This window comes from Vreelandella andesensis, from assembly GCF_003989795.1.
GTDB classification, from domain to species: Bacteria; Pseudomonadota; Gammaproteobacteria; order Pseudomonadales; family Halomonadaceae; genus Vreelandella; species Vreelandella andesensis.
Map to the genome: position 1 here is coordinate 20,841 of NZ_RZHG01000024.1, position 24,453 is coordinate 45,293.

At 52.0% G+C, this 24,453-nt stretch carries 18 protein-coding genes; 15 read left to right on the plus strand and 3 right to left on the minus strand.

Annotated elements, in window-relative coordinates; all coding sequences use genetic code 11:
• The first annotated feature begins 220 nt into the window (after positions 1 to 220).
• Genes ELY33_RS13640 through iadA form a run of 3 tightly spaced genes read left to right on the plus strand, consistent with a single transcriptional unit; the run spans position 221 to position 4,931 of the window.
• Positions 221 to 1,129 carry a cyanophycinase gene (locus tag ELY33_RS13640; RefSeq protein ID WP_244208613.1) on the plus strand — a complete coding sequence of 303 codons (909 nt, stop codon included), beginning with the start codon at positions 221 to 223 and terminating at the stop codon, positions 1,127 to 1,129.
• A complete protein-coding gene (gene cphA / locus ELY33_RS13645; RefSeq protein WP_126948462.1) occupies positions 1,126 to 3,765 on the plus strand; it encodes a cyanophycin synthetase in 2,640 nt (879 codons plus the stop codon). Before ELY33_RS13640 ends, cphA begins: the two co-directional genes overlap by 4 nt.
• Positions 3,762 to 4,931 (plus strand): beta-aspartyl-peptidase, encoded by a 1,170-nt coding sequence (gene iadA / locus ELY33_RS13650; protein ID WP_126948463.1) that lies wholly within the window; start codon positions 3,762 to 3,764, stop codon positions 4,929 to 4,931. The genes cphA and iadA overlap by 4 nt, the downstream gene beginning before the upstream one ends.
• 58 nt (positions 4,932 to 4,989) lie before the next feature.
• Here the strand turns inward: iadA and ELY33_RS13655 are convergent, their stop codons facing one another.
• Positions 4,990 to 7,329, minus strand: a complete 2,340-nt coding sequence (locus ELY33_RS13655; RefSeq protein WP_208644251.1) for a catalase — start codon at positions 7,327 to 7,329, stop codon at positions 4,990 to 4,992.
• Positions 7,330 to 7,755: 426 nt separating this feature from the next.
• Here ELY33_RS13655 and ELY33_RS13660 point away from each other — a divergent pair, with 426 nt between their 5' ends.
• The 4 genes from ELY33_RS13660 to ELY33_RS13675 all read left to right on the plus strand — a co-directional run bounded on the left by ELY33_RS13660 (position 7,756) and on the right by ELY33_RS13675 (position 14,440).
• Positions 7,756 to 9,582 carry a putative bifunctional diguanylate cyclase/phosphodiesterase gene (locus ELY33_RS13660; protein ID WP_167470090.1) on the plus strand — a complete coding sequence of 609 codons (1,827 nt, stop codon included), beginning with the start codon at positions 7,756 to 7,758 and terminating at the stop codon, positions 9,580 to 9,582.
• Positions 9,583 to 10,207: 625 nt separating this feature from the next.
• Entirely contained in the window at positions 10,208 to 10,969 is a 762-nt protein-coding gene (locus ELY33_RS13665) for a PRC-barrel domain-containing protein (protein ID WP_167470091.1), read from the plus strand.
• A 269-nt stretch (positions 10,970 to 11,238) separates the two neighbouring features.
• Positions 11,239 to 11,841: a PAS domain-containing protein gene (locus tag ELY33_RS13670; RefSeq protein ID WP_126948466.1), complete on the plus strand. Its 603-nt coding sequence runs from the start codon at positions 11,239 to 11,241 to the stop codon at positions 11,839 to 11,841.
• Positions 11,842 to 11,872: 31 nt separating this feature from the next.
• Positions 11,873 to 14,440: a chemotaxis protein CheB gene (locus ELY33_RS13675; protein WP_126948467.1), complete on the plus strand. Its 2,568-nt coding sequence runs from the start codon at positions 11,873 to 11,875 to the stop codon at positions 14,438 to 14,440.
• 37 nt (positions 14,441 to 14,477) lie between these two features.
• Here ELY33_RS13675 and ELY33_RS13680 read toward each other — a convergent pair whose 3' ends face one another.
• A complete protein-coding gene (locus tag ELY33_RS13680; protein WP_126948468.1) occupies positions 14,478 to 15,191 on the minus strand; it encodes a Crp/Fnr family transcriptional regulator in 714 nt (237 codons plus the stop codon).
• A 527-nt stretch (positions 15,192 to 15,718) separates the two neighbouring features.
• Between ELY33_RS13680 and ELY33_RS13685 the strand changes: the two genes are divergently transcribed.
• From ELY33_RS13685 to ELY33_RS18405, 8 genes are all read left to right on the plus strand, one after another.
• Complete coding sequence (locus ELY33_RS13685; protein ID WP_126948469.1) at positions 15,719 to 16,726, plus strand: NAD-dependent epimerase; 1,008 nt, start codon at positions 15,719 to 15,721, stop codon at positions 16,724 to 16,726.
• Positions 16,727 to 16,764: 38 nt separating this feature from the next.
• A complete protein-coding gene (locus tag ELY33_RS13690) occupies positions 16,765 to 17,607 on the plus strand; it encodes a glycosyltransferase family 2 protein (protein WP_126948470.1) in 843 nt (280 codons plus the stop codon).
• The gene (locus ELY33_RS13695) at positions 17,604 to 18,524 is read left to right on the plus strand and encodes a glycosyltransferase family A protein (RefSeq protein ID WP_167470092.1); all 921 of its coding nucleotides are present in this window, start codon (positions 17,604 to 17,606) and stop codon (positions 18,522 to 18,524) included. The genes ELY33_RS13690 and ELY33_RS13695 overlap by 4 nt, the downstream gene beginning before the upstream one ends.
• A gap of 194 nt (positions 18,525 to 18,718) precedes the next feature.
• A complete protein-coding gene (locus ELY33_RS13700) occupies positions 18,719 to 19,618 on the plus strand; it encodes a glycosyltransferase family A protein (protein ID WP_126948472.1) in 900 nt (299 codons plus the stop codon).
• On the plus strand, positions 19,618 to 20,571 hold the full coding sequence (locus ELY33_RS13705) for a DUF6492 family protein (RefSeq protein ID WP_126948473.1): 954 nt from the start codon (positions 19,618 to 19,620) through the stop codon (positions 20,569 to 20,571). The genes ELY33_RS13700 and ELY33_RS13705 overlap by 1 nt, the downstream gene beginning before the upstream one ends.
• A gap of 45 nt (positions 20,572 to 20,616) precedes the next feature.
• Positions 20,617 to 21,525 (plus strand): glycosyltransferase family 2 protein, encoded by a 909-nt coding sequence (locus ELY33_RS13710; RefSeq protein ID WP_126948474.1) that lies wholly within the window; start codon positions 20,617 to 20,619, stop codon positions 21,523 to 21,525.
• Positions 21,526 to 21,789: 264 nt separating this feature from the next.
• Positions 21,790 to 22,380 (plus strand): class I SAM-dependent methyltransferase, encoded by a 591-nt coding sequence (locus ELY33_RS13715; RefSeq protein ID WP_126948475.1) that lies wholly within the window; start codon positions 21,790 to 21,792, stop codon positions 22,378 to 22,380.
• Between the two features lie 88 nt (positions 22,381 to 22,468).
• Positions 22,469 to 22,777 carry a DUF2062 domain-containing protein gene (locus ELY33_RS18405; RefSeq protein WP_422822297.1) on the plus strand — a complete coding sequence of 103 codons (309 nt, stop codon included), beginning with the start codon at positions 22,469 to 22,471 and terminating at the stop codon, positions 22,775 to 22,777.
• A 30-nt stretch (positions 22,778 to 22,807) separates the two neighbouring features.
• Here ELY33_RS18405 and ELY33_RS13725 read toward each other — a convergent pair.
• Positions 22,808 to 24,378, minus strand: a protein-coding gene (locus ELY33_RS13725; RefSeq protein WP_126942763.1) for an IS3 family transposase whose coding sequence is annotated in 2 segments (ribosomal slippage) — positions 22,808 to 23,925 and positions 23,925 to 24,378 — 1,572 coding nt in all. Because the reading frame shifts where the segments join, the coding sequence is not laid out codon by codon here.
• Positions 24,379 to 24,453 lie beyond the last annotated feature (75 nt).

Sequence of the window (24,453 nt, forward strand, 5' to 3'; positions counted from 1 at the left end):
TGAACGACAGGCTTGGCATGAGGAAGTCCGTTTATCGGAGTATAGCGGCTTATCGCTGCTGTGCTTGGCGAATATAAAAAGAGCAGGAACGTCACTGCGCGGCAGGAAGGGTTTGGTCACGTTGAGGCATGTGATTAATCTGGCTAGGGCGGTTTTCAACTGTTATAAGTGAGTTGTAACAAGTGAATTGCTAGGTTAAACATCACGCGATACGACATTATTGCCCCTATCGGTAATGATTCAGTGTCCCTCAAAAGCGTCGCTAGGCGACGAAAGGGATATGGCCTCTCCAGTTTTATCGGCATCCGGCCACCTTGTGGCCATCGGCGGTGCCGAGGACAGGACCTCTGACCTTGAGATCCTTAAGAAGATCTTCTCGCTAGCCCCCGAGGGTTGTCAGGAAGTTGCTGTCATTGCCACGGCAAGCGGTATCCCCGACCAGGTTCTGCCCGAATACGAAGCGGCGTTCCTACGCCTGGGTGCAAGTCACGTTCATTCGTTGGGAATCCGCGACCGACAAGCAGCCGCCGATGCCGATACGGTCCGCCTGATCGAGCAGAGTGGCCTCATCTTTTTTACCGGTGGTGACCAGCTGCGCTTGACCAACATTCTGGGCGGCTCGCCGGTTCTAAAGGCCATCCGCCAGCGCCTTCAAGACGGCGCGGTAGTCGCCGGAACTAGCGCTGGCGCGGCGGCCATGCCCGGCACCATGATCTATAATGGTGCTGCCGCCGATGCCTTGCGCAAGGGTGGCGTCAGTTTGACCTTTGGCCTGGGCTTCGTCGATAACCTGATCATCGACAGCCACTTCCTAGAGCGCGGCCGGTTCACCCGCCTAATGGAGGTCGGGGCGAGCAATCCGGAACATCTAGGGGTAGGGCTAGGCGAGGATGCCGGTGTGATCATCCATCCCCACGGTATCCTTGAAGCCATCGGTCCAGGGCATGTCATTCTCATTGATAGCCGAGACCTCGCCAGCTCGAATATCGCGGATCTCGCTATGGGCGAACCGGTGGCCGTCGAGTACATGATTCTTCATGCCATGGTCAGTGGTCACGGCTTTGACGTCGAGAACCGGTGTTATCTGGTTCCCGACGAACTTGATGCCCTTATCGAGGAGAGCCGATGAACATTCTTGAGCACCGAGCGCTGCGTGGCCCGAACTACTACAGCCGCTATCCGGCTATGTTTATGCGCCTGGATATCGGTGAGCTCGAGGAGCGGCCGAGCGATCTTGTCCCCGGCATTGTCGAGCGGCTCACTGCGCTGCTACCGACATTGCAGGAGCATCGCTGCTCGGTAGGCCGCCCTGGTGGCTTTCTGGAGCGCCTGGAGCGCGGCACCTGGGCGGGTCATGTTGTCGAACATGTCGCCATCGAGCTTCAGAACCTGATCGGCTTTTCGGTGGGCTATGGCAAGACGGTTGATTCCTACGAAACTGGCATCTATAACGTTGTCTATCGTTACCGGGATGAGGCCTGCGGTCTGGCTGCCGGTGTGGAAGCAGTCGACCTCGTCGCCCGGCTTTTCAATGGTGACGAGATAGATGTCTCTTCGGTTGTTGCCCGTCTCAGGCAGGTGCGTGACGCCCATATGCTTGGCCCCTCCACGGCGGCCATCGTTAATGCCGCTACCCAGCGTGGCATTCCCCATGCCCGACTGAGCGAGGAAAACAGCTATATCCAGTTCGGTCACGGGCATCGGCAGCAGCGCATCCAAGCGACCGTGACCGGCCATACGGACCTTATCGGCTTCGGCATCGCCGATGACAAAGAGTGGACCAAACAGGTACTCGGCGATGCTGGAATTCCGGTACCCATTGGGCGGGTGTGTGACTCCTTCGATGAAGCGCTCGATGCCGTTCGCCATATCGGCTATCCCGTCGCGGTGAAGCCGGTCATCGGCAACCATGGTCGCGGGGTGAGCACCAATATCGAGGACGACCAGGCACTGAATGAAGCCTTTGGTATCGCCTCGCAACGCAATCCATCTGTGATTGTTGAGCAGTTCATTCGGGGCGAGGATCATCGCCTGCTGGTTATCAATGGCAAACTCGTGGCCGCCGCAAGGCGTCTTCCAGCGCATGTGGTTGGCGATGGAACCGCCACCCTCCAAGCACTGATCGACAAAGAGAATCGCGACCCGCGTCGCGGCGTGGGCCACGAAAACCTGCTGACCCAGATCCAGCTTGATGAGCAATCGCAACGGCTAATCAGTCAGCAGAACCTGACTCTGCAGAGCGTAATTCCAGCCGGCGAGGTTGTCTTTCTCAAGCCCACGGCGAACTTAAGTACCGGGGGCACGGCCACCGATGTCACCAACGATGTTCATCCGGAGGTGCGCTATGTGGCGGAACGCATCGCGCGGCTGGTGGGGTTGGACATCATCGGTATCGACCTGCTGGCGGAGACACTGACTCGGCCCCTGGAAGAGCAGTCCGCTGCCGTGGTTGAGGTCAATGCCGGGCCAGGTTTTCGCATGCACCTCTCGCCGACCCACGGGGAAGGTCGCGATGTGGGTCGCCCGGTTATCGATATGCTATTCCCCGACAGCGAGACAAACGGGCGCATTCCCATCGCCGCGGTCACTGGTACCAATGGCAAGACCACCACGGTGCGGCTGCTTTCGCACCTGCTGCGTCAGGCGGGACGCAACGTCGGCATGGCCTGCACCGGGGCCATCGAGATTGATAATCATGTGATACTGCGCGGCGACTACAGCGGCCCCCAGGCAGCGACGATTGTGCTGCGCGAGCCCACGGTTGAATGTGCCGTATTGGAAGTCGCCCGGGGTGGCATTATGCGCCGTGGTCTGGGCTTCGACGAGTGCGATGTGGGCGTGCTGCTTAACATTGCCAGCGACCACTTGGGCGAACATGACATTCATACCCTCGATGAGCTGGCGCGCTGTAAAACGGTGGTGATCGATGCCGTCCGCCAAGGCGGTACGGCCGTGCTCAATGCTGACGACCCTCGGGTGCTGGAAGGGCAGGAGTGGGCTCGGGGGGATATTATCTTCTTTACGTTGGATCCCAACTCTCGGCCCGTGCGTCAGCATGTCCGCGAACAGGGTGTCGCCTTTACCGTTCACAACGAACGTATTGTGATGCGTCAGGGCCATGTCGAGGCCGATGTGATCCCGGTGGTGAACGTGCCGATTACCTTCGAGGGGCACGCCCGCTTTAATGTCGCCAACGCCCTGGCGGCAAGTGCCGCCGCCTATGCCCTGGGCCTGTCGATTGCTGATATCCAGATGGGCTTGCAGACTTTCCACCCGACTCCAGGCCAGAATCCGGGGCGTACCAACCTCATCGATGCCGACGGAATGAAGGTGCTGATCGACTACGGCCACAATGTGCCAGCGCTAGAGGCGCTGAGCGAATTGGTCGGTTGTATACCGGCCCGCCGACGCATCAGCGTGGCCAGTGCCCCAGGCAACCGCCGCGACGAGGACCTATTCACGCTTGGCACCCTGCTGGCCAGGATGCACGACGTTGTCTTCATCTATGAGACCGACCCCCGCGGCCGCACCCCGGGTGACGCTGCTCGCCTGCTGCGCGAAGGCGCCGAGTCCGTGCCGGGCGCCTGCCGGGTCGAGGTTGTTATGGAAGAGCGGCAGGCCGTCGATAGGGCCTTCGATGAGGCCAGCGAAGGCGACCTGCTGGTGTTGTTGATTGATGATATTGATAGCGCCATTGAGCGTATCCGGGGGCGTCGTTTTCGGACAGCTGCTTCCACGCCATTCGATGGAGAGCCGCAACCATGATGCCCGCCGGATCTCAGCAAGAAAGGCTGCTGACTCTATTGCGGGTCGGCAGCATCTTCGCACCGGAACCCCTTGAGGCGACCGATATCCTAATCGCCGATGGCCGAATCGCTGCCTTGGGACGTGATATCGACATCCCGGCGGGTTGGCCACTCCAGGTGGTGGAGGCGCGGCATCTTATCGCCGTTCCTGCGTTCATCGATCAGCATGTTCACGTGACCGGCGGCGGCGGCGAAGGCGGCTGTGGTACGCGCTGTCCGGAAATTACCGCTTATGAGATCGCCTCAATGGGAATTGGCACAGTGGTGGGGGTTTTGGGCACCGACAGCATTAGCCGCTCCCCGGCCGATTTGCTTGCCAAGGTACGTGGGCTCAAGGCTGAGGGCATGTCGGCCTATATGTACACCGGGGCATATCGCGTCCCGCCGCCCACGCTAACCGGTGACCTTCAACGCGACTTGGCCTGGATACCCGAGATCATCGGCCTGGGCGAAATCGCCATCTCGGATCATCGCTCGAGCCAGCCACGCCAGGATGAAATCGAGCGGATCGTCAGTGATACGCGCATCGGTGCCATGTTGGCCGGCAAACGAGGTATCTGCCATTTCCACCTTGGGGACGGAAAGCGAGGATTAGAGCCGCTGCGTCGATTGCTATCCGAGACTGAGATTCCCGCCGATCAAGTCATCCCCACCCATGTGAATCGCCACACCGCCTTGCTAGAGGAAGCTGCAGACTATGCGTTAGCCTTCAACGCCAGCGTCGATGTCACCGCCTTTGAAGATGCCGGTGACGGCCTTTCTAGTTTCGATGCAGTATCTCGATTATTAGAGCGCGGCGTTCTTTCTGAGCGCATCACCATGAGTTCCGATTGCAATGGCAGCTTGCCTGAATTCGATACCCAGGGAGCTTACTTGGGCATGAAAGTGGCCCGGAATACGACGCTGATTGCGGATTGGCAGCGCATTGTTCGAGAAGGGGTACTGCCTCTTGAGCTGGCGTTGGGGTTGATTTCTACCAGCGTGGCCCGGGTTCTTGGGTTACATGATAAAAAAGGGCGGTTAGCCATCGGGTTCGATGCCGATGTGGCGCTACTTAACAGCGAACTCCAGCCACAGCAAACGTTCGTGGCGGGAAACTGTATTTTTGATGTGAGCAGCGGATGAGGCTGCTCCATCTAATAAGCAATCTCTTATAAATACCAACGACAGTCGTGATGCCTCATCAAGCTGGAGGAACCCGGTTAGCGGTTGAATGGCGATGAGCCGCGACGGCGTCGATGAAGGCGGTCGCCATCTCTACTATATTGGCGCTCTCCGCAAAAAGGATACCCGGGTCCTCCCCTGCGACGGATTTGATGCCTGCCTTTTCTAGCAATTTCCGCCCTTCACCCAGCGCAAGAATCGTTTTGCTGTGCCGGAACTGGTCCGTCACAAATTCCATTGTTTCTCCATTACCGACGAGCGCCTGAACCGCTTGGGTGCCATCTGGCAATACCAACGCATCGAACAGAAACCCCGGCGCGTTCTCCATCGATTTGTCTGCCTCTATTTGTTCGCCAGCGTCGCCGGTGAACAAGCCCACCCGTGGGCCGATGAAATGAACTACCGCACCCGCATCGGTCAGCGCTTCATAAAGGCTGACAAGCGACGCATGGTGGACGCCATCTTCAACCAACACCGCAATCTGACGTGTGCGAATACCGCATTCGCCCGGCAGCGCCATCAGCGATAGTGCCGGCGATTTGGTGATTTCAGGGGGCTGAGGATGTTCCATTGCCTTCGGCATGGCCTCGGGCACCTCCATGCCCAGGCCAGCGGCGACCTTGGCGGCCAAATCTGGCGACACATTCACCAGCGAGGACAGCATCCGCTTACGTATGGCGGGAACACCGACCTTGCTCAGCTCGAAGCGGAATCCGTCTGCAATATGCGTCTGCTCGACAGCGGTCTGGCTGTTATAGAACAAGGTGGCCTGGGCGTAGTGCTCGGCGAATTTCTCCGGTTTACCACGGACCTTATCTTCAGCCGTGGCATCGGGGAACGACACAAACCCTGCAGTACCGGCCTGGAAGGGACAGCCGCCGGCCAGGGAGTTCGGTTCGTAGGCGACCCGCCCGCGATGAATGGCTTGGCGATGCAAACCATCGCGTTGGTTGTTCTGTACCGGGGCAAGCGACGAGTTGATCGGGATCTCGTGGAAATTAGGGCCACCCAGTCGTGTGATTTGCGTGTCCTGGTAAGAATGGATACGCCCGGCGAGCAACGGGTCATTGGAAAAATCGATGCCTGGAACGACGTGCGCCGTACAAAACGCGACCTGCTCGGTTTCTGCAAAAAAGTTGTCTGGGTTGCGGTTAAGCACCATACGACCAACGGGTGTCAGTGGCACCAGTTCTTCCGGCACGATCTTGGTCGAATCGAGCACATCGAAGCTGAAGCTTTCCGCCTGTTCCTCGGTGAATATCTGCAGCCCCAACTCCCACTCAGGGAATTCACCGGATTCAATGGCTGCCCACAAATCCCGGCGATGAAAATCGGGGTCGGCACCGGAAATTTTCACCGCCTCGTCCCAGACGAGAGAGTGGGTTCCCTGGAGCGGTTTCCAATGAAACTTGCAGAAGACTGATTCACCCTGCGCGTTGACCAAGCGAAACGTATGGACACCAAAGCCCTGCATCATCCGATAGCTGCGCGGTATCCCACGGTCCGACATTACCCACATCAGCATGTGGGTAGATTCCGGCATCAGTGAGACAAAGTCCCAGAAGGTGTCGTGGGCCGATGCTGCTTGCGGCATGCCGTGGTGCGGTTCTGGTTTAACCGCGTGGACCAAGTCGGGAAACTTCATTGCATCCTGGATGAAGAATACCGGTATGTTGTTTCCAACCAAATCCCAGTTGCCCTGGTCGGTATAAAACTTCACCGCGAAACCACGGGCGTCCCGGGCGGTATCTTTCGAACCGCGTTCACCGGCGACGGTGGAAAAGCGCGCGAAGACTGGCGTTACCTTGCCTTTTTCGGCGAACGGGGCAGCGCAGGTGTATTGAGCGAGTGCATCATAGGCTTCGAAATACCCGTGCGCGGCTGAACCGCGTGCATGGACGATGCGTTCAGGGATGCGTTCATGGTCAAAGTGCGTGATTTTTTCCCGGAGAATAAAATCTTCAAGCAGCGATGGCCCGCGCAACCCGGCTTTCAGAGTGTTCTGGTTGTCGCCAATGGGCACGCCCTGGTTGGTGGTCAGCGGTTGATCACTTGGGTCGACTTTAAACGCGTCGAGTGGCGCAATAGTGGCGTTGGTGCCAAGCGTTGCGGGACCGCCGGTTTTTGCGGTTCCAGCTTCTTCAGTGGTTGTGCTCGCGGTCAGCTTGCTGGAGCCCGGCTTCACCGTTTCCCCGGCTGGCGGCGCTATGGCGTTGGCGTGGCCGTGCTCGAGTTTCTTGGTAGTGTTATGAGGCATTGCGGCGACGAAGTCATCGCTTGCGCTGGCTTGCTGAGCAACGATGTCGTTAGTTTTGAGCACGCTAGGCGCTCCCTTAGCAGACTTGTTTTTATTGACCATGAGTCTTCTCCGCGGAGGTTGGAGGCTGTAGGAGGCAGCGTCTTTGTGAACGTTAGTCTTTAACTATGACGCTGATGACGAGCGCGCTCTGTGCGCCAGCAAACGGAATGGCAAGAAAAGGATGTGATCCGACCACGGCCTGCCCCTCCGTCGCCTCTGCACTGCGTGTGGTATCTGGACTACTAAAAAACAGGACGTTGCACTTTATGCCGTAAAGAACGCGGCGCTTTTTATATCCCTATAACGTTTACGCCAAATGGCTAAAAAAGCGCTATGTGCGCTAGCGCACAGAACGTATATTGTGTTCTACATAAAGTTAATTATTATTACGGCCACTTTCCCACTGCGAGTCAGTCTCCCCCCGCGATGAAACGTCCACGTTTCTTGAATGTAGGGTGCCAGTAAAAACCAATGAGGAGAGGAACGATGGAACCCGAAGATGTCTTGCCCAACGCCAATGAGCCTAAAGGCGACGCACAGGCACCTGACGATGTTTTCCTACAAAAACTAAAAGAAATACGCTTAACCGAGGTGGAGGCTGCCTTGCAAGCCTCTCAGGAATGGGCACAGGCGACATTGAACTCGATCGGCGATGCGGTGGTGACAACCGACTTGGCGTGCCGGATTACTTATTTGAACAGTGTCGCCGAAAAGCTAACGGGTTGGTCGCGAACCGATGCCATGGGTAGGCCATTGACCGAGGTTTTGATACTCGTCAACGGGCAGACACAACAGACAGCGGTTAACCCTGCACTGCGCGCCATGGAAGAAAACCGCACTGTAGGGCTCGCTATAGACAGCGTACTGATTCGTAAAGATGGAAGCCCACTGGAGATAGAAGACTCGGCGGCGCCCATCCATGACCGTGACGGTGTTATCAGGGGCGCGGTGATCGTCTTTCATGATGCCTGCCAGTCGCCCATCCAATCTTCGAAATTGGCCTACCAAGCGCAGCATGATGCGCTTACCGGGCTGCCCAACCGCATCCTGCTTGCAGAGCGCTTGTCTCGAGCCATTGGGCTGGCCAAACGCCATCAGCATAAGGTGGCGCTGATCTATCTAGACCTTGATGATTTTAAACCCATCAATGATTCACTGGGCCATTCTGTAGGAGACAGCCTCTTGCAGGCGGTGGCTAGCCGCCTAAGCGAATGTGTTCGCGACACGGACACAGTATGCCGCCAGGGGGGGGATGAATTTGTGGTGCTGTTAAGTGAAATTGAAAAGCCACAGGATGCTGCCGGTATTGCGGAGAAGATCCTGACCGCACTCGCCACACCGTACCAAATTGACACTCACGAGCTGCGCATTACCACCAGTATTGGCATTAGCCTTTATCCTGACCACGGCATTAACGCCCCCATGCTGCTTAACAATGCCGATACGGCCATGTATCACGCGAAGGAAAACGGGTGTAACCACTATCAGCTGTTTAGGACCGATATGGTTACTCAGAGAGAGCAGCGTCACCATATCGAGTTTCAACTGCGCCAAGCGCTGAAGGACAATGCTCTTTTTCTCAATTTTCAACCCCGAATAGATATCGCCACCGGTCTTATGTGTAGTGCTGAAGCGCTGGTGCGTTGGCGCAATCCACTGTTGGGCCTTGTGCAGCCTTCGGCGTTTCTACCTGTCGCAGAAGCCCGTGGGCTTATTGGCCCCATAGGTCACTGGGTGCTGGTTGAGGTCTGTCGCCAATTACAAGCGTGGCGAGAAGAAGGCATGGCGATCGTACCCATCGCGGTTAACATGTCGGCCATGGAGCTACGCGATAAGTCGTTGCCCGCCCGTATTGCTCATATTTTATCCAAGACCGGACTAGACGCCCATTTTTTAGAACTGGAGATGACCGAAAGCAGCCTTGTCTACCATGAAGACGATGTTTCGATAGCGACGCTGGCCGCGTTGAGTCGTTTAGGAATACGCATTGCCATTGATGACTTCGGCACCGGCACGACCAGTTTGAAACGCTTAAAATGCGTTCCCCTCGACACGCTTAATATCGCTCCTTGCTTTGTGCATGACATGCTCGATAGCCAAGAAAATGCCGGTTTTATTGAAGCCCTTATTCACTTTGGCCAAAACTTGTCCTTACGCGTCATCGCCAAAGGTGTCGAGACGCAAGCCCAGTTAGACCGTCTCGCCATGCTAGGTTGCGATGGCGCCCAGGGCTTTTTGCTCGGTAAGCCACTTTCAGCGCAGGACTTTACGACGTTACTCGGTTCCGGTAAGCCGCTTGGTCCGCACTCATAAGCGACAGTTAAGCGTGGATTTCTTGCGCGCACCGCTGGGGCAGCTTTATTGCCTGGAATCCTAATTCCCTACCTGCTTGTTGCACTGGCTTGCTTGCCGCTTTTACGTTTATCAGCCTGCCATTGCCCTTACTAATGAGTATCGTCTTTCAATCGTCTGCCCATCTTGGCAGCGACCAACTCGTGACGCAGCTAATTCTCGATTACCCACCCCAGGCCGATGAACCGACAATGACTTGTAAAGCGGGTGAGAGCGGTTGCTGTTGCGCATTTCGTCACGATAGTTATTAAGGCTTATTTTTTTAATAACTAACTATTTGTATTTTAATAATTTTATTAGAATTTTTAATGAACAATGCCCCCTCATGTTCGTTAGAGCACAGAAAGCGTTTTACTCATTGACTAGGCTGCTTAGGGTATCGGCAAGAGAAGTGCCCAAAAAACTTTTTGCGCCCTATGGAGTTCATCGCACGATGCCCTACGTTTTAGACGCGTGATCGCAAGCCGCAGGTAGGTAGCTCCCTGGGGCTTTGCATCGGCACTTTAACGCTATGTCGGCCATTGCACAGGTGTCCTCTAACATGACTATTGCAAGCCAACGTAAACGCATTGAAAAGGAATATCGAATGAAAAGGACAGCACTTGCCATCGCGGTTGGAGCACTGAGCCTCGGCCTTACCCAGGGTCTCCTTGCCCAGGATGAGAAATTACTGACGAACGAACAGCAACAGATGAACCAGGGAAGCCTGCAAAATAACGACCTTGATCAGGAAGGTCAGGGAGCAGAAGTGCGCGTGGAGGGAGAGCCCGCTAACGTCAATGTTGAGCAAGAACCGGCCGAGATCAGCGTTAAGCAACAAGCGCCGGATGTGACCGTCGAGCAACAGCCGCCAGAAGTCACCATCGTGCAGCCGGACCCCAACGTTACCGTCGAGCAGGCAGAGCCTAACGTTACTGTCGAAAAGCAGGGCGAAGCCAATATTGAGGTTGAGAGCGCCGACAACGTTGATGCTGAAATACGTGATTCTAATAATCAAGATGCGTCACAAAATCAGGCGACAGAGCGCAACGCCTTCATTGACAGGAACGTCGGGGAAATCGAAGGCAACACGGTTTATCGTCAGGAAGACGGTGAAGAGCTTGGCGACATTGAACGCGTTGTTCGAGACACCCAGACGAATGACATCTATGTAGTGATTACCAAAGGTGGCTTTTTAGGGTTCGGCGAAGATGAGATGGGTTACAAAGTAGATGATCTAGAGCTTCGTGACGATGATGAGTTCGTGGTTCGTTCGAGTGATGTCGGAGAAACCGGCGACTATGGCAGCGATCAGTACGAAGATGTAGATAGTAACCAGACCCTGCGTGAGGCTATGCAGAGCAACTAAACATTACACGTTCCTTGAGAACGTGAACCACGGCACGAATATTCATGGTATTTGCAGCGCGGCGCAGGCCGCGCTTTCTTGGTAGTGCGCCAGTCATCGCCCTGGCTGGCGTTGCTATCAACGTCTAAAGAGGGTGGGCATCGACCATTTTAAGCAAGCCAGCGGTGCGTTTGGTCATCCAGAAGGGTCAGCCTGAATCTTCATACTAATCTCTGTTGCAATAAGCTACAGTAAGCAGCTGTGTCCAGAGAATCATCTTGGAGCCTGTTATGTCCTCATCTATCGTTGAAGCCAACCCCCATGCACTGCTACGAGACAAGGCGATAGCGCATTTGCAGGCGGGCACAACACCGCCTTCAGGCCACTGGTCGTTGGGTGTTGACACCCTGCATCTGCTTTACGAGCTTTCCAGTAATCCCGACAAAGCGAACGACGCCCTCAAACTTCTTCATGAACTTCAGGTGCATCAGGTAGAGCTTGATTTGCAGAACGAGGAGTTTGCCGCCAATGAACAGGCACTCGTGGAGGATCTCAGCTTATACCGGACACTATACGACGCCGCGCCCCTTGCCTATTTTGTCGTTGACCTTGAAGGCATTATCATCAACGCCAATCTTGTCGCCGCCGAGCTCTTTGGCATAGGCCAAGGCTATTTGGTAGGAAAGCAAATCGACACCTTTCTGAAAGCGCAAAACCGACAATCACTGCTTGACCTGCTTCAGCACGTCGCTCAGAGCGGCGCCACGGATTCCTGCGTAGCCGAGAGGGATGGAGGAGGGCAGGATTCACGACACCTGACGTTTCAGGCTGCCTTGTCACCAAGCCGTGAGCAACTTCTGCTGGCTTGCTATGAGTGCGCCCGTTCGTCGTAAACCCCACTAGACTTTTCGCGCCATGGCTGCCATGACACCTGATACCGCAGAGACCCCCAAAACAGCTACACGTATTCTGGGTATCGGCGCCTCCGCCGGTGGCCTGGCGCCGCTGGAAGCGTTCCTCTCCCGAGTCCCGCCACACAGCCATATGGCCTATGTGGTAGTGCAACATCTCGACCCGACTCACAAGGCGCTGCTTCCGGAATTACTCCAGCGCGCAACCCAAATGCCGGTGCGGGAAGCAACCCAGGGCATGCCCATCGAGCCCGATTACGTGTATGTGATTCCGCCGAATACGGAGCTCAGCATTGTCGGCGGCTCACTGAGTCTCGCGGAGCCGGCGGAACCCAGGGGGTTGCGTCTGCCTATCAATGTGTTGTTTTCGTCCCTGGCAAGCGCTCAGGGGAAACGGGCGATCGGTGTGGTGTTGTCCGGCATGGGCTCGGATGGCACCCAGGGCCTGCAAGCCATCAAGGCAGTAGGCGGCTTAACGGCCGTGCAACAGCCAGACACCGCACAATTCGATGCCATGCCCAATAGCGCCATCGCTGCCAACTGTGTCGATATCATTTCCCCGCCTGGCGACTTGCCCACGCGCATTCTGGCCTGTATCGACCAGATGCCGGAACCAGGCGTTGCGGGCATGCCTTCGGTGGACGTCGAACCGGCAGCGCCTCCCCTACAGCGCATTGCGCGTCTCTTGCGGGAACGGACTCGCCACGATTTTTCACACTACAAGACCAGCACCCTGCAGCGTCGTATAGAGCGGCGCATGGCGATTCATAACATCGCTACCTTACCGTTATACGCCGACTATCTTCAACGCAATCCCAATGAGATCGACCTGCTGTTCAAGGAGGTACTCATTGGGGTAACTAGCTTTTTCCGGGATGCCCAAGTCTGGCAATACCTAGCAGAGTCAACTCTGCCCGAGCTTTTGGCGCGACCGGGCAGGGAATCCCATCTACGTGCCTGGGTGGTCGGCTGCTCAACCGGCGAGGAGGCCTACTCCCTCGCAATGGTTTTCTCCGAGGCGATAGACAAGCTGCCGCAACCCCATCATGTGACGCTGCAGATCTTCGCCACCGACCTAAGCCCGGACGCTATTGCCACCGCGCGCCGCGGCCACTATTCAGCAGATATCAGCCAACGTGTCTCAGCAGAACGCCTAGCACGTTTTTTCAGCGCCCATGACGATGGCTATAGAATCAACAGCGACATCCGCGACCGGGTGCTTTTTGCCCAGCAAGATGTCGTGCTTGACCCCCCCTTTACCCGACTCGACCTGATCTCGTGCCGCAACCTGCTGATCTACTTCGATCATAGTCTGCAACGCAAACTCATTCCCTTGTTTCACTTCAGCCTGCGCGCCGGGGGAGTACTGTTGCTTGGGAGTTCGGAGACCGTAGGCCGCTACTCTCATCTTTTTGAGCCTATTGAATCTAGGCTGAGACTTTATTTGCGGCAGAATAATACTCAGAACAGCGACCTGCGATTACAGGTAAAGTCATTCCCCCCCTTGCCCTGGACGACCAAGGAGCTTCACGTGTCCCCCAGCAACGTATCCTCTCCGACGCATGACAACCTGCAAGCGGCAGCCGACCAGGTGTTGTTGCAGGTCTATGCCCCCGCCGCAGTAGTGATTAATGACGAGGGTGATATCGTTTATATTAGCGGGCGAACGGGGAAGTACCTGGAACCCGCTGCCGGCAAGGCCAACTGGAATTTCCACGCCATGGTGCGGGACAGCTTGCGGATACCCATCGCCAGCGCCTTGCGTCAGGCTGAAAACCAGCGTGAACCGTTGCAGTTGCAAAGACTTGAGGTGCAGCCGCCTGGCGGTGGCATTCAAAGCGTCGATATCACCGTACAAGCGCTGCGTGAGCCGACTTCCCTGCGTGGGATGAAGATGATCGTATTTCGTGACATTGCCCCAACGCATGACATCGCTGCCAACAAGCAAACGTCAAAAACAGCCACACAGCTGTCCCACGCTACGGAGCTGCAACAGTACGAGGATGAAATTCAGACACTGCGCGAGGAAAACCGCGCGTCTCAGGAGGAATTGCAGTCAGCCAACGAGGAGTTGCAATCGACCAACGAGGAGTTGCAATCAACTAACGAAGAGCTGACCACGTCCAAAGAAGAAATGCAGTCCATGAACGAGGAGCTGCAAACCATCAACTCGGAAATGCAGACCAAGCTCGACGACCTCGCGCTCGCTCAGAGCGACATGAACAATCTGCTCAACAGTATCGAGATCGCCATCCTGTTTCTCGATCAGAATTTGAATCTTCGTCGCTTCACTGACCGGGCATCCAAGATCATTAATATCCGCGAAGGCGATATTGGTCGCCCCCTCAGTGACCTCACCACCACACTGCAGTATCCAGAACTCAACGACGACGCCCTGAACACGCTGAGCACCCTGATGTTTTCCGAGAAACAGATTCTCGCTACCGACGGTCGCTGGTTCACGGTGCGGATAATGCCTTATCGCCGGCTGGACAATGTGATTGATGGGGTGGTAATTACCCTGCTCGATATCACCGAAACGAAGCAACTGGAACAGGCACTACGCGAGGATATTGAATAGTGAAGAATGAGGGAAAAAGTTAGCTGAATGGCTCCTTCTAGATAACCGGCAATATCCTGGCGTAGAGTGCACAATCTTGGTTATAGCATTCACAGGCCGCCTCGATCAGGCCTGGCCGGTCAAGCACGGTGATTTCACCACGCTGGTAATGAATTAGCCCACGCGTTTGCAGCGATATCGCGGCTAAAGTCACCCCCGCGCGCCTCACGCCAAGCATCATCGCCAGAAACTCATGGGTAAGATGTAACTGTTCACCGCCGGCGCGGTCCTGGGTCATCAGCAGCCAGCGGGCAAGTCGCGCTTCAATTCGATGGAAGTGATTACAGGCTGCTGACCGAGCCAGTTGACGCATCATGACATAAATGTAGTGCTTTAGCCGTTGATGTAATACCGGGCATTTCAATAGTAGCATTTGAAAACTAACCGCATTGAGGCGAAACGCCGAGCCTGCCCCTTGAACCAACGCAAGCAGCGGTGACTCGTCAATGCCCAACACCAGGGAGATGCCGAACATTCCTTCTCGCCCTGCCATCGCGACTTCTAGCTGGTCGTCAGTATCAAGGGAGGCAATCAGTGAGATAAAGCTGTCGATAGGAAAGTAAACATGAGTAATCGTCTCGGTGGGCTTGATGAGCACCTCGCCAAACACCAGCTCAACGGTTTCACAGGCAGCCATAAAAGCGTCTTGCTCGACGGACGGTAGCCCTGCGAGCAGCCGATTGGCATCGGCAACGTGGAAAATAGATGTCATTTGCCTCTCCGGTTAGGAAAACCTGGCAAGCGGCACAGTGACGATAATGGTCAATTTGATGTCGCTGCAGGACTGTCTATGATTTTTCGTTTAACAGTCTTCCGGATATTAGCGTTGGGTTTATCAAGCGTCGGCTCGCTAGCGTACATAGCGTGCTAATGCCTTTTTTGTTGGGCGTCATTTGGTTATATTTTGTTATTATCCAAGCACTTAAAGAATATCGTTATGGGTAAGTAGACGGCCGTACTCGCACTTGACCACCAGCATGTTGGCGATCAGTCACTTAATCACTACATTGTTCATCTAGCATTCATGTTTTAATTGGTATCTTGTACGCATCGGAAAGGGCAGCATGCTTTCTTTTTTCGATTGCCCATCGTTGATATGCATCAATGTAACGTAGAAGTGGTGAAAACTCTTTTAGATTAGCCAGCACCGTATCAAGTAAAAGAGACGAAAATTTATGTGGTTGTAGTAATTTAGCGGTTGGGTAGGCGCTGAATTTTTTAAACTGATGGAGAGGCCAATTGTCTATACTAGTCACTGGTACGGCTGGTTTTATTGGCGCCGCCGTTGCCAAATGCCTGCTTGACAGCGGTGAGCATGTGGTCGGAGTAGATGATCATAATGCCTATTATGACCCCTTGCTGAAAGAAGCACGCGTGTTACGTTTAACTGCCTATCCTAATTATCGTCATTTACGCGTCGATGTTGCCGACCGTGCGGAAATGGCTAATATATTTAAACGTTACGTATTCAGACGCGCTATTCACTTAGCAGCACAAGCTGGCGTGCGCTATTCGCTGGAAAATCCCGCCGCCTATATCGACAGCAATTTAGTTGGGTTTGCTAATGTGCTGGAAGGGTGCCGCCAGCAAGAAATTGAACATCTAGTTTACGCCAGTAGCTCCAGTGTTTACGGCGCTAACGAAACGATGCCTTTCTCGACTCATCACCACGTCGACCACCCTATAAGCCTTTACGCAGCGACTAAAAAAGCCAATGAATCAATGGCTCACTCGTATAGCCATTTGTATGGCATCCCTACCACCGGGCTACGTTTTTTTACTGTCTACGGCCCTTGGGGGCGCCCAGACATGGCGCTATTCAAGTTTACCCAAGCTATTCTGGCTGGCGAAACGATTCCCGTATATCACTATGGCCAACATCGGCGTGACTTCACTTATATCGATGACATAGTTGAAGGAATTATTCGGGTGCTGGAGAAACCTGCGCAAACCAACTTGGATTGGTCGGGTCAATCACCTGATCCAGCTACCAGTCGTGCCCCCTGGCGCCTTTACAATATCGGTAATCATCAGCCTATTGTGTTGATGGATTACATAGCAGCCCTGGAAAATGCTTTGGGCATTGCTGCTCACAAAGAGCTATTGCCCATTCAACCAGGAGATGTGCCTGATACTTATGCAGATGTAGAGGATTTGATCGATCAATTTGGCTATCAGCCCACTACCTGCTTAGAAGAAGGTGTTACTGCCTTTGTGCACTGGTACCGTGATTTTTACAAAGTATAGTTTGATAAGCATCGATTTTAAAAGCATGGTGAATAGCGATGAAACTTTCCGTCATTCTCAGTACTTATAATTCTCCAGAATGGCTGGAAAAAGTGCTTTGGGGCTACAGTGTGCAATCCTACAATAATTTTGAGTTGATTATTGCCGATGATGGCTCTACCAGTGAAACGCGCTATCTTATTGATCGCATGCGAGAAGAAACAGGGCTTACGATCAAGCATGTTTGGCAGGAAGATAACGGATTTCAAAAATGTCGAATCTTAAATAAAGCTATTATTGAGTCTACATCAGCGTATTTAGTTTTTAGCGATGGCGACTGCATCCCACGCCAGGATTTCCTAAATGTACATGCAATAGAAGCCTTACCCGGTTATTTCCTGTCGGGTGGCTACCATAAATTGCCAATGGTTACCAGTGAAGCCATAACTAAGGATGACGTGATCTCTAATCGATGTTTCGATCTGAAATGGCTAAGGGCTCGTGGCCTAGCATGCTCATATAAAAACAGCAAATTGACAGCAACGCGTAGGCAAGCAAGGTTATTTAACACGCTTACGCCGACCCGCTGCCGTTTCAAAGGTTCTAACGGCTCTGCTTGGAAAAAAGATGTGCTCAACGTTAATGGCTTTGATGAAACCTTAGCTTACGGCGGAGAGGATAGAGAATTTGGCGTTAGGTTAGTAAATTTGGGCATCAAGCCGAAGCACGTCCGCTACAACGCCATTGTTATTCATCTGGATCATGCAAGAGGTTATGTTGATCCTGATATCGTTGCATCTAATAAACGGCATCGCATCAACATTGATAAAGATGGAACCATTCGCACAGCATTTGGTATTGAGCAGCACCTACAGTCGGATGCAACAGGAGCAATCTGTTGATTTTCTTCGTTTTTTCTTACAATCGTGGGCCTCACTTAAAGAACTGCATTGAGTCTATCGAGACCTGCGCGTCTAACCATCGCATTATTGTTTTTGATGATGCCAGCAATGATTCTGAAACCCAGCATATCCTTGATGAAATCGAGACCCGGCATGAGGTTAGGCGTCGGAGTGACAAAGAGTCGAGTAATCAGCATGGGGCGCTTTACACCAATATGCAGAGAGCTATTGATTCCGTCGAAGAAGACTGTCTCATCTGCTTTCTCCAGGACGATACTCAACTGGTTCGTAAGATTGATGAGCAGGATATTCAGTTTATAGAAGATTATTTTGAAACGTTTCCAAATGGTGGATTTCTTGCACCGGTGTTTCAGAAAAAAATCACCCGGCAGCGTACGCTTGACCGCTTTGTTTTCCGCCCAGATCGAGGGACTTATGTCTGCGAACACCGCAGCCGCAAGCAAGTTGCCGGTGTTTACTACTCAGACATTTCGATAACCCGGAGTGATCGTCTACGTAAAGCAAACTGGACATTTTTATCCGGCGAATTTGATAACGAGCAGCAGGCAAAAGCTAGCTTCCTAGAAATGGGTTATTTACCTGCGCCATTTGCTATGTGGCTACCCAACCCACCTGCTTATCGAAACAAAAAAAAGAACGTTACCTTCAGATTGGCAGAGATCGTCAACCAAGCAGGTTTTTATCCTTTTAATATTATGGATAGTGAGACGACAGAAAAACTTAGAAAACGCTCAACAGAGCATGCGCCAATCGCTGAAGACTACCTGACGGTTGCTGTTGAAGGCTTAAAAAAGCCATGGATTTATGACCCGTTAAGACGCTATCGATTGCTCCGCAAACTCGCCAAGCTTGAGGGATTTGTGAGGGGCTTGGGTAGAACAAAAACGCCTAATTGAACTCTTAAAGCCGGCGCTTGATGTCAGTTCGCCGCTTGATTGACTTATTTACGCCTTTGGCTTTGGTTAGAGGAAGGTTCAACAGTACGCCATGTAGGATCGGAGACTATTGCCAGCTTAGCCTAAAGCACTATCTATCAATGGGAATACAAACCCAATGGGAATATAAACCTTAGTTGCTTAGGATTATAGAAATGTGGAATACGCTACAACTCGCTTTTTTCCGATTCGCAGCAGGGGGGAAGGTACCCCCTCAATGGTTCGAGCCGAAGCTGCCGCTGGAACGTGATCGGGCGGCTAAAACAGGGCATCTCACCCTTGAAGTGGTCAGTCACTGCTGGAATTACTCTCACTTCCTGGTTTACCAATTAAGCTCTTTAGTGCTCTTCCCGCCTAAACAACTTGATGTCACTATGACCATTTTTTATAGTCCAGAGGACACGAAAACTGTTGAATTATTAACATTTTTCGAAAAACAGCAGGTTCCTGGTGTCACCTGGAACTGGCAGCCGATTCTAAAGCGGGAGCTGTTTCGTCGTAGTATTGGTCGTAATCGTGCAGCGCTTGCTACAAAAGCCGACTGGGTATGGTTTACCGATTGCGATCTTATGTTTCGGGAAAATTGTTTGGATAGCTTAGCAGAATGCTTACAAGGACGACGCGATGTTTTGTTGTTCCCGGTTGAAGAACGCACGACGGGTCTTCTAGCGGAAGACAATCCTATGCTTAGTGCCGTTAATAGCGGCTTACAAATATTGGATATCGATGTTTCCTCCTTTACTACTCGGAAGATCACGAAGGCTACCGGGCCATTGCAAATTGCCCATGGTGATGTGTGTCGAGCTGTCGGCTATTGCCAACATATTAACTTGTATCAGCAGCCAGTTGAAAATTTCGCTAAATGTCACGAAGATCGTGCCTTTCGCTGGCTATTGCGCAGCCAAGGTGAACCGGTTGCGGTGCCGGGAGTTTATCGGATACGGCACATAGCTAAAGGACGTTACAACGGAAGTGGAACAAGAAGTAATTTTCGGACTTGGCTGCGGATTTGGCAGTCTCGTTGGCGGGATTGGCGTCAGGGAGAAAACGCCTAATGAGCGAAGAACATCGGGTTGTCTTTATTACGCCGACTTGGGCGGGCGATCTTGATCACTTTCGGGTAATGAGAGCGTCCTTTGAGCAGTCGTCGTTCGCCAGGTTTGATCACTACGTTGTTGTGCAGGACGAAGATATTGCATTATTTGAGGAATTTCGCGGTCGTAGCGGACTTATATTGCTTTCTACAAAAGACGTATTACCTGAAGTTGTTGAATATCACAGGAAGCGTGCACGAAGGCTATCTAAGCGCTTAGGACGACATTCCACGCGAATTTGTGGCAGTCTCAAACGAATTTTTTCCTGGCCTATCTGGCCGTCTTATACCGGCTGGCACACCCAGCAGATATGCAAATTGAAGCTTGCGAGTGAGCTGACATGTGATACTGCTGTTATTCTTGATTCAGATGTGATTATTACAAAAACTGCAGTCATCGAAGACTTTTTAAGTACATCTGGCCCCGTATGCTTTGCTAATTGGCTAAAGAGAACTGAAACAAAAGGAAAAGTTAAAAATTGGATAGATGAATCTGAGTACTTGGTTAACATAAAGCCTGATACTGATTATGTTAATGTGTACTTCGATACTCCTTTTGTTTTTAACCAGTTGCTACTTTGTGAAGCCCTTTCCTCACTCGAAACAAGATTCGGTAAAGATTGGTGGAACGTCTTTCTAAATCGTCCGCCGCGCAGATGGTCTGAGTTTGGTTTTTATAAAGCGTTTTTGATAAAAAAACAGCCGCTAGTGAGCACCGACTGGCGCGACCCATCTTTTTGTCGTTATCTTTACGATACTAAAGACTCAAAAGCCGTTGTTAATACCGTGTCTGACATGATGCACGATCCGCAGATTCATTATGTGACCATTCACTCTCAGGCGAACGGTCGCGAATTCCAAGACCCTAACGAATACCTAAAGCCTATTCTTGCTTTATTTTATCGTGATCATTGAGATGCTATTAAGTGCTTAACTATATGTTAATTAATAGAGATAAGTATGACTAATTTAACGGTATGTGTCTTTTCTTTTAATCGTGGCAGGTATTTGCGTAATTGTGTGGAATCTATCCAGCGCTGTATTCCGAATGCCGCCATTGTTATTTTTGATGACCATAGCGATGATCCTGAAACTCTAGAGTATCTTCGGCTAGTAGAAAGCTCTTGCCAAGTCATAACGCCTGAAAAAATGGGTTCTATCAAGCATGGTGGTCTTTACCACAATATGAATGTGGCCCTCGAAAGGTTTAAAGAAAGTCGGTTAATGTGCTTTCTGCAGGATGACACTCAAGTCGTACGGTTTGTTTCTACGGACGAACTTGAAGAAATGAAATCACTGTTTGAAGATAACCCAACCGTTGGTTTTATTCATCCTTGTTTCATTAGAGGTATCGATCTGAAGAAACGACCAGTGATACCGTTAATGGCGCCGACACCTGATTTCTTTTATCGCGAAGATTTTGGGCAAAGTGCAGGTATCCATTATTCGGATCTAGTTGTGTTTAAACCAGACCGTCTCATAGAAGCAGGGTGGGATTTTCAGCAATCCGAGCCAGAAAACGATAAGCAAGCAAAGCGGATGTTTGGCATGATGGCTTATATGTGGCGTCCCTTTGCGATGTGGTTGCCGGAAGTTCCAGCCTATCGCGGCAAAAAGAAAACACTTGGTCTGCGTTTGGCCGAACGAAAAAAAAAGGTAGGCTTTTATCCTTTTAAAATCCTTACGTTAAATGAAGTAGAATTAGTTGAAGAACAAATGTCACCTCGGTTACCTGTCGCAGAAGATTTCCTCGAATGCTTCCCATTTTCCCCTCCATTTCCTTGGACTTATAACCCTTTAACAGGATTAAGGTTTCTAAAGCACGTTAATAATTTTGAGGTTGCAATCCGACGCTGGTTCCGTCGATGAGCTATTTTTTTCTTATAACTGGCTATGCACTGGATGTGTATTGTTATAAATCATCTGATTTTAGTTAAAAGACATTTTTTAATTCATATGAATGAAGTGTGAACGATCAATTCACCATAGGATAAGTGAATATTGGTATTATTAGGTTTTAGCCTGTTGTGTTTTCATATGTGTTCTACGGGTATGAATTATTCAATTTTTTTCTGGAACACAGTGTTTGGCGATAAATAGATATAAAAAAATATTAAAATTTTGGAGCTTTTTATGTCGCAAAACTGGTTGTTTTTAAAACATTTTTTACGCTCTCCAATCGCAATTGGCAGCGTCATGCCCAGTTCACGCCACCTGGCTGCCGCTATGGTTCGCTGTGTAGAATGGGAGAAAACACGTGTTATCGTTGAACTTGGCGCTGGTACAGGTGTTATAACGCAAGAAATTAATGCCCTGCGCCATAAGGACTCATCCTTTTTATCTTTCGAATACGAAAATTTACTGCGTGAAAACCTTACTCAACGTTATCCTAATATTAACTTTTATAAAGATGCCTTTCGATTAAAAGATTATGTTGCTGTTCAGCAAAAGGGGGGAACGAGAGCTGACTGCATTATATCTGGCTTGCCGTTTGCAAATTTCTCTCAGCAGCAACGTGATAATCTTCTCAGCGATATTTATGATGTGTTAAATCCGGGTGGTTTATTTGTGGCGTTTCAGTATACTCGCCAGCTTCAGCCATTTCTTGTATCTTCTTACGATAAGTTAAATTGTCATAAAGTATGGGCTAACTTACCCCCTGCCTATGTCTATTTATGTCGAAAAACATCTTTTTCAAAAACACCAGATAACGTACATCATTAAGGAGATGAACGTGCTTAACCGGTTACGATATCTTACTAAATTAAAAATGCGACGTTGGCTGAGAGAAAATCCAAAATGGCTTAAGAGAATGAGACAATTTCGCTGCTTCAGTGGAGACCCTGAATCGGTCAGTCGTGGCTTTGCAATTGGGATTTTTTATGGCTTAACCCCGACTGTGGGAGTTCAAACGCTTCTGGTACTGACAAGCTGTTTGATACTAAGAGGAAATTTCCCTATGGCCTTTACGGCAACTTGGGTGAGTAATCCACTAACATTGGTACCCCTTTATTGGATGTTTGAAAATATTGGCAGCCTATTTATCTCGGGTTCAATACTTTCTCCCGATACTGCAGTGGCATGGCCTATACTTCAACTCATCACGTCCGGAACACGGTGATTTTCAACCCAGTTGTCCAAATGGCTGCCTCTAAGCAGCCTGTTTATTACGCTCGATTTCGTGCATTTTTCCAGGGTTGAGCGACACCGAACCGAGCACCTCCCAGTTTCGGGTGCTGCCCGACCAGCGTTGTGGATGCCGGCGCTTAGCCCTTTCGTAAACCGCTTTGCGGTGCTCAAGACGTTCTCGGTCGACACCTCGATGCCGATCAGCGGGTGTCACGTACCGAATGCCACTATGCAGGTGCTGTTCGTTATAAGCGCGTTCGAACGCCAGCATCCAGTCTCGTACCGCACTCAGCGATGCAAACCCCTTCGTAGGCCACGCGGGGCAATATTTGACGGTGCGGAACAACGCTTCCGAGTAAGGGTTGTCATTGCTCACTCTCGGCCGGCTGTAAGACATCAACATTCCCAGCTCTGTTAATCTTGCTTTAAGCGTATAAGACGTCATCGGCGCACCGTTATCTGAGTGCAGCACCGGGGGCTGATGCCAGCAGCCTTCTCGCAATAAGGCGCGTTCCAGCAGTTGTTTCGCTAACTCGCCTGATTCCGCCTCATGGACTTCCCACGCGATGATTTTGCGGCTGTAGATATCCATGATCAGATAGAGATACCAGTGCTGACCACGCACAACGGAAGAACAGTAGCTGATATCCCAACACCAGACCTGGTTCGGCCCAGTGGCCGTAAAGCTCGTCGGCTCAGGTACTGGTCGGCGTGGTTTCATTCGCCCTCGGTGGTGCTGCTGTTCGTGCTTTTTCAGCACCCGGTAGAACGACGATTCGGACGCCAAGTAGGCCCCTTGATCGGCCAGTAACGGCACGATTTGAGACGGCGGCAGGCTCTGATACTCGGGGCGATGGCAGGCGTTCAAAATGGCCTGTTTCTCCTCGTGAGTCAGTTGATGCGGCTGACGGCCTTGTACCGCGTGTGGACGCTGATCCTCAGCCACCGCGCCACACGCAGAACGCCAGCGTTTCAGTGTGCGCTCGCTCACGTCGATAATCGCCGCTGCTTGATAACGGGAAGCACCCCCCGTTATCGCTTCATCAAATAACGCAATGAGCCTTGCACGTTCCTCAAACGGCGTCAGTCGTCCTCGCCGCTGTTCGGGTCTTCGCTGTACAAGGCGTCGAGCTTTTTTGAGAGCACCAGCAACGACGTGGTTTCCGCTAGGGCTCTGTCTTTGCGGCGCACTTCCGCTTTGAGTTGTTTGATCGTCTTACGGTCTTGTTTACGCTGCTTTTGTGCCGTTTTTTGCTGGTCTTCTTGTTGGCCAGCGCCCTGGAGACAAGCGGCTTTCCACTGCTGGATTTGCTCGGGATAAAGGCCTTTTTCGCGGCAGTAAGCACCAAGCTCTGTTTCTGAGAGGGTGGCGGTTTCGATGACCACGGCAAGCTTGGCGTCAGGCGACCACTCGTTGTCGCTTTGGGTGTAACCCGGCACAGGCACTCCTTTTTCTCGACACTGTTTTAACCAACTATACAGCGTCGCGTCAGAGATGCCTTCTTCAGTGGCGACCGACACCACACTGCGATTATGGGGGGGCAACAACTTTTTCAGTACGGCGGCTTTACGCTCTGCAGAATAACGTGGCACACGTGCTCCATGCCGCTCCCTCTGGAATAGATTTGGGCAATATCGCCAACCGGACAACTAGGTTGACAGAGGGGG

Coding starts and splice junctions, on each gene's coding strand:
- cphA (WP_126948462.1), top strand. CDS start 1,126: ATGAACATTCTTGAGCACCGAGCGCTGCGTGGCCCGAACTACTACAGC.
- iadA (WP_126948463.1), top strand. CDS start 3,762: ATGATGCCCGCCGGATCTCAGCAAGAAAGGCTGCTGACTCTATTGCGG.
- ELY33_RS13655 (WP_208644251.1), bottom strand. CDS start 7,329: ATGGTCAATAAAAACAAGTCTGCTAAGGGAGCGCCTAGCGTGCTCAAA.
- ELY33_RS13660 (WP_167470090.1), top strand. CDS start 7,756: ATGGAACCCGAAGATGTCTTGCCCAACGCCAATGAGCCTAAAGGCGAC.
- ELY33_RS13665 (WP_167470091.1), top strand. CDS start 10,208: ATGAAAAGGACAGCACTTGCCATCGCGGTTGGAGCACTGAGCCTCGGC.
- ELY33_RS13670 (WP_126948466.1), top strand. CDS start 11,239: ATGTCCTCATCTATCGTTGAAGCCAACCCCCATGCACTGCTACGAGAC.
- ELY33_RS13675 (WP_126948467.1), top strand. CDS start 11,873: ATGACACCTGATACCGCAGAGACCCCCAAAACAGCTACACGTATTCTG.
- ELY33_RS13680 (WP_126948468.1), bottom strand. CDS start 15,191: ATGACATCTATTTTCCACGTTGCCGATGCCAATCGGCTGCTCGCAGGG.
- ELY33_RS13690 (WP_126948470.1), top strand. CDS start 16,765: ATGAAACTTTCCGTCATTCTCAGTACTTATAATTCTCCAGAATGGCTG.
- ELY33_RS13700 (WP_126948472.1), top strand. CDS start 18,719: ATGTGGAATACGCTACAACTCGCTTTTTTCCGATTCGCAGCAGGGGGG.
- ELY33_RS13705 (WP_126948473.1), top strand. CDS start 19,618: ATGAGCGAAGAACATCGGGTTGTCTTTATTACGCCGACTTGGGCGGGC.
- ELY33_RS13710 (WP_126948474.1), top strand. CDS start 20,617: ATGACTAATTTAACGGTATGTGTCTTTTCTTTTAATCGTGGCAGGTAT.
- ELY33_RS13715 (WP_126948475.1), top strand. CDS start 21,790: ATGTCGCAAAACTGGTTGTTTTTAAAACATTTTTTACGCTCTCCAATC.
- ELY33_RS18405 (WP_422822297.1), top strand. CDS start 22,469: ATGAGACAATTTCGCTGCTTCAGTGGAGACCCTGAATCGGTCAGTCGT.